Genomic DNA, 15685 nt, shown 5'->3' with positions numbered 1-15685 from the left:
CTGAGGGAGGACGGTCAGCGGCTGCCGCGGCGCGAGCGGGCGCTGAAGGAGGCGGCCGACGACGTCCCGGCCCGGGCGGCCAGCTCGGCGCGGGTGCGGGCCGGACCGGCGGCGCGGGCCGAGCCCGAGCCGCCCCGGCTGCCGCCGGAGGACGCCGCCTTGGCCGCGCCGCCACCGGACGAGCCGCGGCCCGAGCCGCCACCGCCGCTGCGACGACGACCGCCGCCACCGCCGCCCTGCGGCTGCTCGACCACCGGGGCCGGCTCCACGTACGGCGCGGCCGGGCCGGTCAGCGCCTCGATCTCGCGGGCGCCGGGCTTGACGGCCGACACCTCGGGGGTGATCCCGGCCTGGCGGGCGAGCGTGCGCACCTCGCCGGCCTGGTCGGGCGTGGCGATCGTGACGACGGCACCTTCGGCGCCCGCGCGGGCCGTGCGGCCGGAGCGGTGCAGGTAGGCCTTGTGCTCGGCCGGCGGGTCGACGTGCACGACGAGCGCGACGTCGTCGACGTGGATGCCGCGCGCGGCGATGTCGGTGGCGCACAGCACGCGCGTCCCACCGTTGGTGAACGCCTCGAGGTTGCGCTCGCGCGCGTTCTGGCTGAGGTTGCCGTGCAGGTCGACGGCGGGGACGCCGGCCGCCGTCAGTTGCTTGGCCAGCTTCTTGGCCTGGTGCTTGGTGCGGGTGAAGAGCACGCTGCGGCCGAGCCCGGAGGCCAGCTCCTGGACGATGCGGGCCTTGTCGGCGGCGTCGACGCGGAACACGTGGTGCGTCATGGTGCTGACCGGGGCGACGGCCGGGTCGACCGAGTGCGTGATCGGGTTCGACAGGTAGCGCTTGACCAGCACGTCGACGCCGTTGTCCAGGGTGGCCGAGAAGAGCAGCCGCTGGCCGGTCTTCGGCGTCCGGTCCATGATCCGCTTGACGCCGGGCAGGAAGCCCAGGTCGGCCATGTGGTCGGCCTCGTCCAGGATGGTGATCTCGACGGCGCCGAGGTCGCAGTGGCCCTGGCCGATGAGGTCCTCGAGCCGGCCGGGGCAGGCGATGACGACGTCGACGCCCGAGGCCAGCGCCTGGACCTGCGGGTTCTGCCCGACGCCACCGAAGATCGTCGTCGTCGACATGCCCAGCGCCCGCGCCATCGGGTCGACGACGGCGGCGACCTGGTTGGCCAGCTCGCGGGTCGGGACCAGGATCAGCGAACGGGGCCGCTTGGGCTGCCGCTTGCTCGTGGAGGCGGCCAGCCGGGCGACCAGCGGGATGGAGAAGGCCAGCGTCTTGCCCGAGCCGGTGCGGCCCCGGCCCAGGACGTCGCGCCCGCCGAGGCTGTCGGGCAGCGTGGCGACCTGGATCGGGAACGGCGCGGTGATGCCGCTGCCCGTGAGCACCTCGACCAGGGGCGCGGGGACGCCGAGCGCGGCGAACGTGGTGTCGGTGGGCAGCACGGTGGCGTCGGCCCCGACGGGGACGACGGCCGGCGCCGGGACGGCGGCGGCGGGAGCCTGGGCGGCCTGCGGGGTGGACTGCTGCTCGCCGGCGGGGCGGGCGCCGGTGCCCCGGCCGCGGCCCCCGCGGCGACGGCGCGGTCGCCCGTCGGCGGCCGGGGTGGACGGGGAGGTGTTCTGCGAAGTCATCGGTTCCTCGACACTCGAGTGGCCGCACGAGCACCTCGGCGCGGGCGAGCGCGACGCTCCTGCGCACGGGCAGGGCGGGCTCACATCGTCGGCGAGACGTCGGTCAGCCTGGCGCGCCTCGGTGGCGCAGCCTGGGCCCGACGTCGATTCCTGCCGCTCCGGATGAGCGAGGGCGGCGCCGGTAGGACCCACTCAACCAGACAGGGAGCGCCGCGGGTCCGATTGCGGGGGAGTGACAGGTCACATCGGGTGAGTCGCGGGACCGCGGAACGTGCGGCGGTAGGCCAGCGGCGCCACCCCGATCGCGGCGTGCAGGTGCTGGCGCATCGACGCCGTCGTGCCGAACCCCGCCGCCTCGGCGACCTGCTCGACCGGCACGTCGGTGGACTCCAGCAGCCGGCGGGCCAGTGCCACCCGCTGCTGCACCAGCCAGCGCGTGGCCGACACCCCGGTCTCCTCCCGGAAGCGGCGGGTGAAGGTGCGCACGCTCATCCGCGCGTGGGCGGCGAGCTCGGCCAGGGTGAGCGGCTCGCCCAGCCGCTCCAGCGCCCAGGCCCGGGTCGTCGCCACTCCCGAGTCGCCGGGCTCGGGCACCGGCCGGTCGATGAACTGCGACTGCCCGCCCTCGCGCCACGGGGCGACGACGCTGCGGCGGGCGACGCGGCCGGCCACCTCGCTGCCGTGGTCGCGGCGGACCAGGTGCAGGAGGAGATCGATGCCGGCGGCGTTCCCGGCGGAGGTGAGGACGTCGCCGTCGTCGACGAAGAGCACGTCCGGGTCGAGCCGCACCTCGGGGAACAGCCGGGCGAACGCGGGGCTGTGCACCCAGTGCGTCGTCGCCGGCCGGCCGTCGAGCAGACCTGCCGCGGCGAGCACGAAGGCGCCGGTGCAGATGCTGACCAGGCGGGCGGTGCCCGCCACCCGGCGCAGGAGCGCGGCCAGCTCCTCGGGCACCGTCCCGTCGGTCATCGCCGCGGTGCCGTGCACGCCGGGGACGACGACGGTCTGCGCGCCGTCCAGGATCGAGGCGTCGTGCTCGGGCAGCAGCGAGTACCCCGCCGAGGTGCGCACCGGTCCGCCGTCGAGGCTGGCCACGCGCACCCGGTAGAGCCGGTTGCCTTCGGCGTCGGTCGCGCCGCCCAGGAACTGGTGCGGGAGCCCGACCTCGTAGGCCATGGACTCCGGCAGCGCGAGGACGACGACCTCGTGCCGCGGCGGCCGGGCGGTGGGCATGGCCGGATCTTTGCACATGTTGGCCGCCCGGCCACTCGTTCCGCGTGAGGCGGGTGGGCCATGCTGTCCGGCGTGACCGCCCCCGCCGCCTCGTCGACGCGCCGCATCCACCCCGCCTGGTGGGTCGCCGGGGTGACGTTCCTGGCCCTCGTCGGAGCGGCCGCCTTCCGGGCGGTCCCCGGCGTGCTGATCGATCCGCTGCGCGACGAGTTCGGCTGGTCGGTGTCGACCATCTCGGCGGCGGTCGCGGTCAACATGGCCCTCTACGGGCTGACCGCCCCGTTCGCGGCGGCGCTGATGGAGAGCTTCGGCATCCGGCGCGTGGTGGTCGCGGCGCTGCTGCTCACCGCGGTGGGCAGCGGGCTCACGGTCTTCATGACGGCGAGCTGGCAGCTGATCCTGCTGTGGGGCTTCGCGGTCGGTCTGGGCACCGGCTCCATGGCGCTGTCGCTGGTGGCCACGGTGACCGGCCGCTGGTTCGTGGCCCGCCGCGGCCTGGTCTCGGGCGTCCTCACCGCCGGCGGCGCGACCGGGCAGCTGGTGTTCCTCCCGCTCGTGGCGTGGGCCGACCAGAACCACGGCTGGCGCTCGGCGTCGCTGGGCACCACGGCGGCGGCGCTGGCCGTCGTCCCGCTGGTGGCGTGGCTGCTGCGCGACCGGCCGCGCGACCTCGGAGTGACCCCGTACGGCGGCACGGCGGCAGACGACGTCGAGCCGGTGCGCGCCGGTGCGGCCCGCACCGCGCTGCGCGGCCTGGCCGAGGCCGCGCGCCGTCGTCCCTTCTGGCTGCTCGCCGGTGGGTTCTTCATCTGCGGGCTGTCGACCAACGGGCTCGTGCAGCCGCACTTCATCCCGGCCGCGCACGACCACGGGATGCCGGTGACCACGGCCGCCGGGCTGCTCGCCGTCGTCGGCATCTTCGACATCGCCGGCACCGTGCTGTCGGGCTGGCTCACCGACCGGGTCGACCCCCGCGTGCTGCTGCTGGCCTACTACGGGCTGCGCGGGTTCTCGCTGTTCCTGCTGCCGCCGCTGTTCGGGCCGGACCTGCACGTCAGCATGATCGCGTTCATCGTCTTCTACGGCCTGGACTGGGTGGCCACCGTGCCGCCGACGCTGGCCCTGTGCCGGGAGCACTTCGGTGCCCGCGCCCCGGTGGTCTTCGGCTGGGTGTTCGCCTCGCACCAGCTGGGGTCGGCGTTCGCCGCGTTCGGCGGCGGCGTGATCCGCGACGTCACCGGCTCCTACGACCTGGCCTGGTACCTCGCCGGCGGGCTGTGCATGGCCGCCGCGGCGATGTCGATCGCGATCCGCCGCAACCCTCCGGTCACGCCGGGGACGGCCCTGCCGACCGACCGGGTGGTGGCGGCCGCCGACCAGGCCCACGGCTGAGCAGGGCTCCGCGGGCCGATGAGTTCCCGGCCGCCCGGCCGTCTGCCCCTCAGGTGACGGACCACGAGCGGAGGAACCCGTGCTGACGCAGATCGCCGAGGGCGTGCTGGTCCACCGGAGCGAGCTGCTCCGGAACAACACGGTCGTCGTGCTGGGCGCGGCCGGCGCGCTGCTCGTCGACCCCGGGATCACCCGCGGGGAGATGGCCTGCCTCGCGGCGGACCTGACCGCTCTCGGCCGGCCCGTGGTGGCGGGCTTCGCGACCCACCCCGACTGGGACCACGTGCTCTGGGACGTCGCGTTCGGCGAGGCGCCCCGGTACGGCACCGACCGCTGCGCGGCCGTCACGGGCGCGGTGCTCTCGGACCCGGAGTGGCCGGCGCGCGCCGCGGAGATGCTGCCGCCGGAGATCGCCGGGGACGTCCCGCTGGACCTGTTCGGCCGCATCACCGGACTGCCGGCCGGCACCGTGCGGATCCCGTGGGAGGGCCCCGCCGTGCGGATCGTCGAGCACCCCGCGCACGCTCCGGGCCACGCGGCGCTGCTGATCGAGGACCGCGGCGTCCTGGTGGCCGGCGACATGCTGTCCGACGTCTTCATCCCGATGCTCGACGACGCCACCGGGGAGAACGATCCGGTCGGGGAGTACCTGGTCGGGCTGGAGCGGCTGGACGTCGTGGCCGGGGACGTCGACGTCGTCGTCCCGGGGCACGGGTCCGTCGGCCGGGGCCCCGAGGTCAGCGCCCGGATCGCGCTCGACCGCGCCTACCTCCACGCCCTGCGGGACGGGCGGGATCCCGACGACCCCCGGCTCGGCCCGTCGGCCGAGCCGGGGTGGGAGTGGGTGGGCGACATCCACGCGGGCCAGGCCCTGCGCTTCGGGTGACCCCCGGAGCGCAGGTCAGCCGGTTGCTGCGGCGAGCTGGGGCGCGACCGGACGACCCAGGACCAGGTCGGCCGCCCGCTCGGCCAGCATGATGGTCGGAGCGTTCGTGTTGCCCCGCACCAGCGTCGGCATCACCGAGGCGTCGACGACCCGCAGGCCCTCGATGCCGTGCACCCGCATCTGCGGGTCCACGACGGCCTGGTCGTCGGTGCCCATCCGGCAGGACGACACCGGGTGGTACAGCGACTCGAGGGTGTCGCGCACCTTCGCCCGCAGCGCCTCGCGGCCCTGCGTGGCGCTGCCGGGGGACCACTCGTCGGCCAGCACGTCCGACAGGGGAGCGGCGGTGCCGATCTGCCGGGCCTGCTCGACACCGGACACCAGCGCGTCGAGGTCGCGCTCGTCGGTGAGGTAGCCGGCGTCGATGGCCGGCGCCCACGTCGGGTCGGCCGACCGCAGCCGCACCGAGCCGCGCGAGTGCACGCGCACCAGCACGACCGCGGCGGTGAACGCCTCGGCGTCCGGGTCGATCTCGGCCTGCTTCCAGAACTTCACCGGCAGGAAGTGCATCTGCAGGTCGGGCTCGGTCACCTCGGGGCTGGACCGGGTGAACAGCCCCGCCTCGGCGAGGTTGGAGGTGAGCGGGCCGCGGCCGGCCACCTTCCACAGCGCCACGTTCAGCGGCGTCTCGGCCAGCCGCAGCGACGTGCCCGAGCGGGTGTTCCACACGACCGGCACCAGCGGGTGGTCCTGCAGCCCGCCACCGACACCGGGCAGGTCGTGGACGACGTCGACGCCGACCTCGCGCAGGTGGTCGGCCGGCCCGATGCCCGAGAGCATGAGCAGCTGCGGGGAGTTGACCGCACCGCCGGAGAGGACGACCTCGCGGGTCGCGCGGGCCGTGTGCAGCTGCCCGCCGCAGCGGTACTCGACGCCCGTGGCCCGGCCGCCCTCGACCAGCACGCGGGTGGTCAGCGCGCCGGTCTTCACCGTCAGGTTCGGCCGGCCCGACGCCGGGTGGAGGTAGGCGTCGGCGGCCGACCAGCGACGTCCGCGCTTCTGCGTCACCTGGTACTGGCCGACGCCCTCCTGCGTGGCGCCGTTGAAGTCGGGGTTGCGCGGGTAGCCGCTGGCCACCGCGGACTCGACGACCGCCCTGGTCCACGGGTGCGGGCTGCGCAGGTCCTCGACGCGCAGCGGGCCGCCGGTGCCGTGCCACTCGTCGGCGCCGCGGGCGTTGTCCTCCATGCGCTTGAAGAGCGGGAGCACGTGCTCGTAGGACCAGCTCGGGTCGCCGGTGAGCTCGGCCCACTCGTCGTAGTCGGCGCGGGCGCCGCGGATGTAGATCATCGCGTTGATCGACGACGAGCCGCCGAGCAGCTTCCCGCGCGGCCAGAAGAGCTTGCGGCCACCGAGGCCGGGCTGCTCCTCGGTGGTGTAGTTCCAGTCGTGGCGGGTGCGCCAGACCTTGTACAGCCCGGCCGGCGCCTGCACCTCGAGCACCCGGTCGCCACCGCCGGCCTCGAGCACGAGCACCTTGAGCGACGGGTCCTCCGACAGCCGACCGGCCAGCGCGCTGCCGGCCGAGCCCGCGCCGACGACGACGACGTCGTACTCCTCGGTTGCCATGGGGGTGCTCACCGGTGCTTTCCGTGGACCATGCCCATGACGCGGGCGAGGGCGTCGGCGGCCGATGCGGGCCGGCCGAAGCTCATGAGGTTGACCGGCAGCGCGTACTTCTGCCGGGTGATCGCCTTGGCGCGGGTGAACTCCTTGAGCCCGTCCTCGCCGTGGATGCGCCCGAAGCCGGAGTCGCCGACCCCGCCGAAGGGCAGCGCCGGGACCGAGGCGAAGGTGAGCACCGAGTTGACCGACGTCATGCCGCTCCGCATCCGGCGGGCGAGGTCCAGGCCGCGCTCCTTGGACTTGGTGAAGACCGAACCGGCGAGGCCGTAGCTGGTGGCGTTGGTCCGCTCGAGGGCCTCCTCGGCGTCGCGGACCCGGGTGATGGTGATCGTCGGGCCGAAGGTCTCCTCCTGCACCGCAGCGGAGTCCTCCGGGACGTCGAGCAGCACGGTCGGGGCGACGTAGCCCTGCGCCGGGAAGGCGTCGGCGTCGGTGCCGCCGGTGACCACGCGGGCGCCGGCGGCGGTCGCGTCGGCGACGTGCCGCTCCACGACGTCGATCTGCGAGGGCATGGTCATCGGGCCGTAGGTCGCCTCGCCGTCGGAACCCGGGCGCAGGTTGCGCACCTGGTTGGTCACCTCGGTGACGAACCGGTCGTAGACGGCGTCGGTGGCGTAGACCCGCTCGATACCGATGCAGGTCTGCCCGCCGTTGCTCATCGCGCCCCAGACGGCGGCGTCGGCGGCGGCGACCACGTCGGCGTCGTCGTCGACGATCATGGCGTCCTTGCCACCGAGCTCCATGAGCACCGGGGTGAGGGTCTCCGCGCAGGTGGCCATGACCTTCTTGCCGGTCGCGGCCGAGCCGGTGAAGGCGATCTTGCCGACCCGGGCCCGGCAGAGGGCGGCGCCGGTCTCACCGAAGCCGGTGACCAGCTGGAAGGCGTCGGGGCAGTCGGGGACGGCGGCCCGCCACGCGGCGGCCAGCCAGGCCCCGACGGCGGGGGTGAACTCCGAGGGCTTGAAGACGACGGCGTTGCCGGCGGCCAGGGCGTAGGCGATCGAGCCCATCGGCGTGAACACCGGGTAGTTCCACGGGCCGATGACGCCGACGACGCCCAGCGGCTGGTACTCCAGGTACGCGGTGTGGTTCGCGGCGAGCAGGCCGGTGGGGACCTTGCGCGGGCCGAGGGCCTTGCGGGCGTGGCCGGCGGCCCAGGCGAGGTGGTCGACGGTCAGCGTGATCTCGAGGATCGCGTCGGCGTGCGGCTTGCCGTTCTCCCGGTGCACCAGGTCGGCGAGCTCGTGCATGCGGCGGGCGAGGTAGCCGCGGTAGGCCGACAGGCGCAGCTTGCGCCCGTCCCAGCCCAGCGCCGCCCACTGCTCGGCCGCGGTCCGCGCCCGCGCCACGGTCTCCTCGACCGCGGCGGTGTCGTGCACGGGGAAGACGCCGACCACCGCGCCGCTGGCGGGGGCGGTCGACTCGAAGGTCTCGGTGGTGCTGTGCCGGTCGACGGTGCCGGCGGTACCGGCGTCGACGGCGTCCAGCTCTTCGGCGAGCGACATGGGTGCACGTTACCTGTGGCACACAGGCACAGGGGCGCCGGTGGCCCGGGGTGAGGGCGCCGCCACCGCTTCCGAGACCTCGGGGTCCGCGGCGTGCATGCTGTCCGCATGGGGCGTCGGACAGCTGCGGCCCTGCTGCTCCTGCTCCCGGTGTCGGGGTGCGGGTCCTCGGCGGAGGACATGGCGGCGGAGGAGCTGCAGGCCCGGCTGGACGGCGCCCAGTCGGGTCACCTCGCCGCGCGGTCCCACGACCCCTACAGCAGCGGAGCCGACGCGCTGGAGTCGCTCGACCCGTACGGCTACTCGGTCAGCACGTCGATCGGTCCCGGTGGCGAGGTCACGATGCTCCGGACCATCGCGGCCGCAGCGAGCCCCAGTTCGCCGCGCCGAACAGGAACGTCACGCTGGGCGCCTGCATCGAGGTGACCGTCGTCCCCGGATCGGGCGGTGCGGACCGGGGTTCGGTGTCCACCGAACCGGTGCGGTGCCCCAGCGGCACCCCGGTGGAGCACGAGGGCTATCCCGTCCACGACCGGACGACCGATCTGGACGGCCGGTCCGACCCGGTCCCCGAGCCCGCATCGGACCGCGCGGTCTGCCGTTCCGGCGACACCTGCACCGAGGGTGGGTCTGAGCCGCTCAGGCGCTGCTGTCGACGACCGCCCAGGCCGTCTTCGCACCCGGCTCGGGGAACCAGCCGTGCGCCGTGGAGAGGTCGGCGACGAGGTAGAGGCCGAAGCCGCCGAGGCCCGGGTCGCGGCCCTGCGCCGGGCTCGGCGGCACGTCGGCCGCGGAGTCCCGGACGGCGATCAGCCACTGGTCGTCCCGCCGGCCGAGGATGGCCGCGACGGGTGCTCCGCCGTGCCGCAGGGCGTTGGAGGTGAGCTCGTCGGCGATCAGCACCAGCCGCTCGGACCAGTGGTCGCGGGCGGGGTCGCGCACCGTGGCGCTCCCGGTCATGGAGACGCGCAGCCGTGACCGCAGGCGGGCCAGCTCGCCGAGCTCGCCGAGCTCCTGGCACCAGACCTCGACGAACGCGTGCGGCGGCCGCGCGGACTGCCACAGCGCCACCGCCACCTGCCTCTCGCCGGCCGGCGTCGGGCGCCGGTGCTCGTTCCTGGCGCACCCCGTGCCCGTTCGGCAGCGCGCCGAACCCTCGCCTCACCCAAACGAGACGTACCGGGCGGCCCCCGTGCAGGGCCCCACCGCGAGCGAGCGAGCGGTGGGGGGCACGTGGGTCCTTTCACTGGCCCCAGCGCGGGATGGCGGCGGCGCCCGGTGCGTGACCGTGCGTCGCCGGCCGGCCGCCCTTCCTGGGCCCGCCGGGTCCACCGGCGCCCGGCGCGGGCGCCACCGCCGTCCAGCTGCGGAACAGCGACACCCACTGGTCGGCGGTCAGCGCCGTGGCCCGGGTGGTGGGGGAGAGGTTCTCGTGGTGCAGCCAGCGGACGCCGGCCGTCCCGGGCAGCTGCGACCGCAGCAGCGGGCCCAGCGGTGCCGAGCGGGAGGCGAGCACGGCGTGCGCGAGGCGGTCGAACGCCGCGGCGTCGGCCTCGGGCAGCGTGGCGCGCGCGTCGGCGGCGGGGGCGTGGTGGATCGGGGCAGGACGTGACACGGGGTACCTCCGGGGAGGACGTGGTGCGGGGGCGTCCGCGGGCGCGTGGAGGCCCGGGCAGGACGCAGGGGAGCGAGCGCCGGGGAGGTCCCGGACGCGGACGGCGGGCGGCGGAGCCGGCCCGCGGCACATCAGCTCAGGAGGTGCGCATCCGCACGAAGTACCGCATGACGACGACCGTAGGGCAGGCCGGCAGGGGCGTCGACAGGTTTTCCGACGCGGGTCAGTCGGAGCTCTCGCGCGCGGCCTTCCGGGCCTGGTGGGCCTCCCAGCGGGCGCGGTCCTTGGCGCGGGCGCCGGCGTTGCGCTCCCACTTCTCCTTGCGCCGCTGGGCGCGGAGCAGCTCGCGCTCCTCGAAGGACTCGTGCCGGTCCCAGTCGCGCGCCAGGACGGCCATCGCCAGCCCGACCCCGACGACGATCGCCACGAACGCGGCGAGGACCGGGTCCAGCACCAGGAAGGAGCCGACCGCGACGGCGAGGCCCGCGACCACGACCACGCCCAGGACGGGGGAGGAGCTGCGGGTCGACGGGCTGCCCTCGGTCACGCGGCCAGTATCCGCCGTGTCCGCCCGGAACCGGGGTCAGGGGGGCCGTAACACTGGTCTCACCTGGGCGATTCCCCGACGATGTCGTGACCTGGGCACCCTTGCATCAGGGCGCCCAGGTGCCTACGGTTCAGGAGACGGTTCAACAGCAGCCGTGTTCTGCCAGTGCTGGTCGTCGTGTCGTTCGCGCCCCGCAGGCTTTCGCTGGTCCGGTAAACGCCCGAGAGGGGCACTTCCGTGACCGCTTCTTCGCTCGACCGTTCCCGCAGCATCGAGGACCTCGGCCCGTCCGACGTCCTGGACCTGGGGCTGGTGACCCTCGTGGTCTCCGGGCCCGCTGCCCGCCCCACCCTCGCCGCCACCGGCGAGGTCGACAGCACCACCGCACCGAAGGTCCACGCCCGGATCGAGCAGCTGCTCGACGCCGGCGCCCGGGACCTCACCCTCGACCTGACCGCCGTCACGTTCCTGGACTCCGCCGGGCTCCAGACGCTCGCGATGCTGCACCGCCGCGCCACCACCGACGGCGTCCGGCTGCACGTCCTCGCGTCGACCCGCGCGGTCATCCGCCCGATGGAGATCACCGGCCTGTGGCACCTGCTGGGTGGCCGGCGGGTGGAGACGCTCGCCTCCTGATCCGCTCCACCAGAGGCCCCGTCGGTTCGCCGGCGGGGCCTCTGCGCGCGGTGCTCCTGGCCGCGGGGCAGACTCGGACCCGCAGTCCGGCCCGCCCGGGGCCGAAGGCGGACCTAGAAGGAGGACCACCGTGCGGGATGCGGTCATCTGCGAGCCCTTGCGGACGCCGGTCGGCGGATTCGGGGGCTCGCTGCGCGACGTCCCCGTGCAGGAGCTCGCCGCCACGGTGATCCGAGCGCTCCTCGAGCGCACCGGGCTGCCGCCGGAGTCCGTCGACGACGTGCTCCTCGGCCACTGCTACCCGACGATGGACGCCCCGGCCATCGGTCGCGTGGCCGCCCTCGACGCCGGGCTCCCGGTGACGGCGTCCGGCCTGCAGGTCGACCGCCGCTGCGGCTCGGGCCTGCAGGCCGTCGTCTACGCCGCGATGCAGGTGCAGTCGGGAACCTCCGACGTCGTCCTCGCCGGTGGCGCGGAGTCGATGAGCAACGCGCCCTTCTACTCGACGGCCATGCGCTGGGGGGTCAAGGCCGGTCCCGGCGTCCTGCTCCAGGACGGGCTGGCCCGCGGCCGGGTCACCGCCGGCGGCCAGAACCACCCGGTGCCCGGCGGCATGCTGGAGACGGCGGAGAACCTGCGCCGCGAGTACAAGATCTCCCGCGAGGCGCAGGACGAGTACGCCGTCCGCAGCCACCAGCGCGCCGCCGCCGCCACCGAGGCGGGCCGGTTCGCCGACGAGATCGTCCCGGTGACGGTCAAGCAGCGGAAGAGCGAGGTCGTCGTCGACCGCGACGAGCACATCCGCCCCGACTCCAGCGTGGAGACCCTCGCGAAGCTGCGCCCGATCATGGGCAAGGACGACGACGAGGCAACGGTCACCGCGGGCAACGCGTCCGGCCAGAACGACGGCGCCGCCGTCGCGATCGTCACCACCCCGGAGAAGGCCGCCGAGCTGGGCCTGCGCCCGCTGGCCCGCCTGGTCTCCTGGGGCGTCGGTGGCGTGCCGCCGAAGACCATGGGCATCGGCCCGGTCCCGGCCACCGCCAAGGCGCTCGAGCTCGCCGGCATCACCCTCGCCGACGTCGACCTCATCGAGCTCAACGAGGCCTTCGCCTCGCAGGTGCTCGCCGTCGCCCAGGAGTGGGGCTTCACCGACGCCGACTGGGAGCGCACCAACGTCAACGGGTCGGGCATCTCGCTGGGCCACCCGGTCGGCGCCACCGGCGGCCGCATCCTCGCCACGCTGCTGCGCGAGATGGACCGCCGCGAGGCCCGCTACGGGCTGGAGACGATGTGCATCGGCGGCGGCCAGGGCCTCGCCGCGGTCTTCGAGCGGGTCGCCCGATGAGCGCCCGCGTCGCGATCGTCACCGGTGCCGCCCGCGGCATCGGTGCCGCCACCGCCCTGCGGCTGGCTGCCGACGGCTTCGCCGTCGCGGTGATCGACCTGCGGGAGGACGACGCCCGCGGCACCGTCGAGGCCATCGAGGCCGCCGGCGGGCGAGGGCTCGCCGTGGGCGCCGACGTCGGGGACGCCGAGCAGGTGCAGGCCGCGGTCGACCGGATCGCCGCCGAGCTCGGCCCGCCGGTCGTGCTGGTCAACAACGCCGGCGTCACCCGCGACAACATGCTGTTCAAGATGAGCGACGCCGACTGGGACGTCGTCATGCACGTGCACCTGCGCGGCTCGTTCCTCATGACGCGCGCGGCGCAGAAGCACATGATCGAGGCTGGTTTCGGCCGGATCGTGAACCTCTCGTCGACCTCCGCGCTGGGCAACCGGGGGCAGGCCAACTACGCGACGGCGAAGGCGGGCCTGCAGGGCTTCACCAAGACCCTCGCCATCGAGCTGGGCAAGTTCGGGGTCACCGCCAACTCCATCGCCCCGGGCTTCATCCAGACGGAGATGACCAAGGCCACCGCCGAGCGCATCGGCGAGGAGTGGGAGTCCTACGTGGCCAAGCGCGCGGCGGCGATCCCGGTCGCGCGCGCCGGCGTGCCCGAGGACATCGCGCACACCGTGTCGTTCCTCGTCAGCGAGGGCGCCGGGTTCATCTCCGGGCAGGTCATCTACGTCGCCGGCGGTCCCCGGAACTAACTCGAGGGGTCGCGGTCGGGGTACCGCGCGCGGGCGAGGGCGTAGACCCCGAACGCGGCGAACCCGGCTGCGACCCCGGCGAGCAGCCAGGGTCCGGCCGACACCCCGGCGATGGCGGTCATGGCGCCGTCCAGCCCGGTCGCGTCGCTGACGTCGGCCGAGCCGGCCGCGCGCCACAGCAGGACGCCGACGAGCCCGAAGGCGATGCCCTTGGTGACGTACCCGATCCGCCCGATGCCCTCGATCAGCGGCTCCCAGCGGTCGGGGGCGGCGGGCAGGTCGATGTCCTTCATGCAGCCGCCGGTGAACCCGCGGGCCAGCGTGTAGAGGCCGACGGCCACCACGCCGGCCGCGGCCAGGTACACCGCGGCCACCCCGCCGGGGATGTCCAGGACGTCCTCGGTCACCTCGGGCAGCCGCTCGTCGGCCTCGTACTCCAGGCCGAGCGCGAACAGCAGCGCGGTGATGCCGAGGAAGCCGTAGACGCCGCCCTTCACCAGGCACTTGGCGCAGACGACGGCGGTCCGGCGCCGGTGCGCGCGGTCGAGCAGGCCGCGCCACCACAGCAGGATCTCCGCGGCCTGCCAGAGACCGAGGCAGACCAGCCCCAGCCCGATCGCCCACAGCAGCGCGCGACCGCCCGGGCCCTGCCCGACGGTCTGCAGGGCGCCGGTCTGGTCGGCGTCGGCGCCGCGCAGGCCCAGGGCCATCCGGGCGGCCAGGACGGCGATGAGCAGGTGCATGGCGCCGTAGGCGACCAGGCCGACGCGGGCCAGGTGGGTCAGCACCGGGTGGTCGGTGACCTCGCGGGCGCGCTCGACGGCGGAGTGCACCCGTTCCAGCAGAGAGCTCACGTGCGCTCGGGGTAGCGGGCGCGGACGAAGCAGAACGCCCCGAACGCGGCGATCCCGAGCGCGACGAGGGTGAGCAGGTAGGGCCCGGCCGGGGCGGCGAGCACCGTGTGCAGGGCGCCGTCGAGCCCGGTCGCCTTGGCGGGGTCGAACGTCACCGCGGCCCACACGAGCAGCCCGCCCACCAGCGCCAGGGCCACGCCCTTGCCGGGGAAGCCGACCTGCCCGAGCCGGGTGACGACGCGGGTCGCCGCCGGCGGGCAGTCGCTGAGGTCGATCTCCTTGAGGAAGCGCTTCGTGGCGCCCTTGTAGACGTGGTACGCGCCGACCCCGACCAGCACCAGCCCGGCGATCGCGACCAGCCAGCGCCCGGCCGGCCAGCCGAACACACCGGCGGCGGTCTGCTGCTGGGACGACGAGCTGTTCTGCCCGCTGCCCGTGGCGAAGCGGATCGCGAGCACCGCGAGCGCGACGTAGACGACCGCCTTGACGACCGCCCGGCCGCTCTTGCGCAGCGCCGTCGTCCGCGTCTTCCCCGACGACGACCAGCCGTGCCGCCAGCGCAGCACCTCCGCGGCCTGCCAGACGGCCAGCGCGAGCAGGCCGAGCGCCAGCACCCACAGCAGGGGCTTGCCGAGCGGCTGCTGGGCGAGGGTGGCCATCGCGCCGGACTGGTCGGCCGAGCGGCTGGTGCCGCCCCACGCGAGCTGCAGCGCCAGCCAGGCGACCAGGAGGTGGACCAGGCCGTAGGCGATGAGCCCGATGCGGGCCAGGTGCTCGAGGGCGTCGCTGTTCCCGGCGCGCCCCATGACCGATCTCGCACTGCCCCGCACGCTCATGGGATCTCCTGGTCTGGGGAAGGGGGCGACGACGATCAGCGTGGCACGGGCCACGTCCCGGGGCCTCCCCGGTCTCCGCGCCGGGTGGGGGACACTGGGCCCGTGGCGAACGCAACCGGAATCCTGTCGGCGACCACCGCGGGGATGGCGACCCCCGCCGTCGCGCGGCGCACCTGGCCCCGCTGGCTGGCGCTGGGCGTCGCGATGATCGCGGTCGCCGTCGTGGCGGTCGCCTGGGACGCCGCCGGAGCGCGCCTCCTGGTCGGTGCGCTCGGTCTCGTCCTGGTGCTGCGGGGCGCCGTGCTGGTCCGCGGGTCCGCCGCCGAGGACGAGCTCGCCGCGCGGGCCCGCCCGATGGGTGCGGTCGCCGTCGCCGTGGGCGCCGCCGCCCTGGTCGTGGCCCTGGCGTCCGCCGGTCTCTCCGCCACGGTGCTGCTGGTGGCGGTCCCGCTCGCGCTGCTCGCCACCTCGGCCGCACTGCTGGCCCGGGGCGGGACGTCGCGGCGCGGCGGGCAGGCGCTGCTGGTCTGGTCGCTGCTGGTCACCGGGCTGCTGGTCGCCACCGGCCTGGCGCAGGACTGGGACCGGGCCGCGGACCTGGCCACCGTCGTCGCCGCCCTGGGCCTCGCCGTGCTGGCCCTGCCGCTGCTCATCGGTGCGGCGAACCTGCGCACCCTGGGCGCGCAGCCGGACCCGGCGCCGGTGCGCTCGGGGTGCGGTGGGTGCGCCTGCGGCGCCGGCGGCTGCGGGTCCTGACGCCCGGC

The 15685-nt window shown here is 75.1% G+C and carries 16 protein-coding genes; 7 read left to right on the top strand and 9 right to left on the bottom strand.

Going from position 1 to position 15685, the window contains the following annotated elements; all coding sequences use genetic code 11:
- Positions 1-14: 14 nt before the first annotated feature.
- Positions 15-1634 carry a DEAD/DEAH box helicase gene (locus DQ244_RS16500; RefSeq protein ID WP_233491661.1) on the bottom strand — a complete coding sequence of 540 codons (1620 nt, stop codon included), beginning with the start codon at positions 1632-1634 and terminating at the stop codon, positions 15-17.
- Positions 1635-1874: 240 nt separating this feature from the next.
- Positions 1875-2867 (bottom strand): GlxA family transcriptional regulator, encoded by a 993-nt coding sequence (locus DQ244_RS16495; protein WP_233491660.1) that lies wholly within the window; start codon positions 2865-2867, stop codon positions 1875-1877.
- 72 nt (positions 2868-2939) lie between these two features.
- Between DQ244_RS16495 and DQ244_RS16490 the strand changes: the two genes are divergently transcribed.
- Together DQ244_RS16490 and DQ244_RS16485 are read left to right on the top strand one after the other, a co-directional pair.
- Entirely contained in the window at positions 2940-4259 is a 1320-nt protein-coding gene (locus tag DQ244_RS16490) for an MFS transporter (protein WP_233491658.1), read from the top strand.
- Positions 4260-4338: 79 nt separating this feature from the next.
- A complete protein-coding gene (locus DQ244_RS16485) occupies positions 4339-5145 on the top strand; it encodes an MBL fold metallo-hydrolase (protein ID WP_113812582.1) in 807 nt (268 codons plus the stop codon).
- Positions 5146-5160: 15 nt separating this feature from the next.
- Here DQ244_RS16485 and DQ244_RS16480 read toward each other — a convergent pair whose 3' ends face one another.
- Complete coding sequence (locus DQ244_RS16480) at positions 5161-6786, bottom strand: GMC family oxidoreductase (protein ID WP_233491656.1); 1626 nt, start codon at positions 6784-6786, stop codon at positions 5161-5163.
- Positions 6783-8336: an aldehyde dehydrogenase family protein gene (locus DQ244_RS16475; RefSeq protein ID WP_113812581.1), complete on the bottom strand. Its 1554-nt coding sequence runs from the start codon at positions 8334-8336 to the stop codon at positions 6783-6785. Before DQ244_RS16475 ends, DQ244_RS16480 begins: the two co-directional genes overlap by 4 nt.
- Positions 8337-8444: 108 nt before the next feature.
- Here DQ244_RS16475 and DQ244_RS16470 point away from each other — a divergent pair, with 108 nt between their 5' ends.
- Positions 8445-8762, top strand: coding sequence for a hypothetical protein (locus DQ244_RS16470; protein WP_147251551.1), 318 nt, complete (start codon positions 8445-8447; stop codon positions 8760-8762).
- A 213-nt stretch (positions 8763-8975) separates the two neighbouring features.
- Here DQ244_RS16470 and DQ244_RS16465 read toward each other — a convergent pair whose 3' ends face one another.
- The 3 genes from DQ244_RS16465 to DQ244_RS16455 all read right to left on the bottom strand — a co-directional run bounded on the left by DQ244_RS16465 (position 8976) and on the right by DQ244_RS16455 (position 10498).
- The gene (locus DQ244_RS16465; protein ID WP_147251550.1) at positions 8976-9407 is read right to left on the bottom strand and encodes an ATP-binding protein; all 432 of its coding nucleotides are present in this window, start codon (positions 9405-9407) and stop codon (positions 8976-8978) included.
- A 172-nt stretch (positions 9408-9579) separates the two neighbouring features.
- Positions 9580-9951: a hypothetical protein gene (locus tag DQ244_RS16460; RefSeq protein ID WP_113812578.1), complete on the bottom strand. Its 372-nt coding sequence runs from the start codon at positions 9949-9951 to the stop codon at positions 9580-9582.
- 223 nt (positions 9952-10174) lie between these two features.
- Positions 10175-10498 (bottom strand): hypothetical protein, encoded by a 324-nt coding sequence (locus tag DQ244_RS16455; protein WP_113812577.1) that lies wholly within the window; start codon positions 10496-10498, stop codon positions 10175-10177.
- Positions 10499-10735: 237 nt separating this feature from the next.
- Here DQ244_RS16455 and DQ244_RS16450 point away from each other — a divergent pair, with 237 nt between their 5' ends.
- The 3 genes from DQ244_RS16450 (at position 10736) to fabG (ending at position 13231) form a co-directional block, all read left to right on the top strand.
- A complete protein-coding gene (locus DQ244_RS16450; RefSeq protein ID WP_113812576.1) occupies positions 10736-11134 on the top strand; it encodes an STAS domain-containing protein in 399 nt (132 codons plus the stop codon).
- Between the two features lie 130 nt (positions 11135-11264).
- Positions 11265-12482: an acetyl-CoA C-acetyltransferase gene (locus DQ244_RS16445; RefSeq protein ID WP_113812575.1), complete on the top strand. Its 1218-nt coding sequence runs from the start codon at positions 11265-11267 to the stop codon at positions 12480-12482.
- Positions 12479-13231: a 3-oxoacyl-ACP reductase FabG gene (gene fabG / locus DQ244_RS16440; RefSeq protein WP_113812574.1), complete on the top strand. Its 753-nt coding sequence runs from the start codon at positions 12479-12481 to the stop codon at positions 13229-13231. Before DQ244_RS16445 ends, fabG begins: the two co-directional genes overlap by 4 nt.
- Here the strand turns inward: fabG and DQ244_RS16435 are convergent.
- Both DQ244_RS16435 and DQ244_RS16430 read right to left on the bottom strand, forming a co-directional pair.
- Positions 13228-14085 (bottom strand): DUF1206 domain-containing protein, encoded by an 858-nt coding sequence (locus DQ244_RS16435; protein ID WP_113812573.1) that lies wholly within the window; start codon positions 14083-14085, stop codon positions 13228-13230. The genes fabG and DQ244_RS16435 overlap by 4 nt on opposite strands.
- Positions 14082-14921 carry a DUF1206 domain-containing protein gene (locus DQ244_RS16430; protein WP_113812572.1) on the bottom strand — a complete coding sequence of 280 codons (840 nt, stop codon included), beginning with the start codon at positions 14919-14921 and terminating at the stop codon, positions 14082-14084. Before DQ244_RS16430 ends, DQ244_RS16435 begins: the two co-directional genes overlap by 4 nt.
- A gap of 102 nt (positions 14922-15023) precedes the next feature.
- Between DQ244_RS16430 and DQ244_RS16425 the strand changes: the two genes are divergently transcribed.
- On the top strand, positions 15024-15677 hold the full coding sequence (locus tag DQ244_RS16425; protein ID WP_147251549.1) for a hypothetical protein: 654 nt from the start codon (positions 15024-15026) through the stop codon (positions 15675-15677).
- The last annotated feature ends 8 nt before the right edge of the window (positions 15678-15685 follow it).

Source organism: Blastococcus sp. TBT05-19 (genome assembly GCF_003319095.1).
Taxonomy (GTDB): Bacteria; Actinomycetota; Actinomycetes; order Mycobacteriales; family Geodermatophilaceae; genus Blastococcus.
Note: the sequence above shows the minus strand (reverse complement) of the source record. Positions and strands in the feature narration are given on the sequence as shown.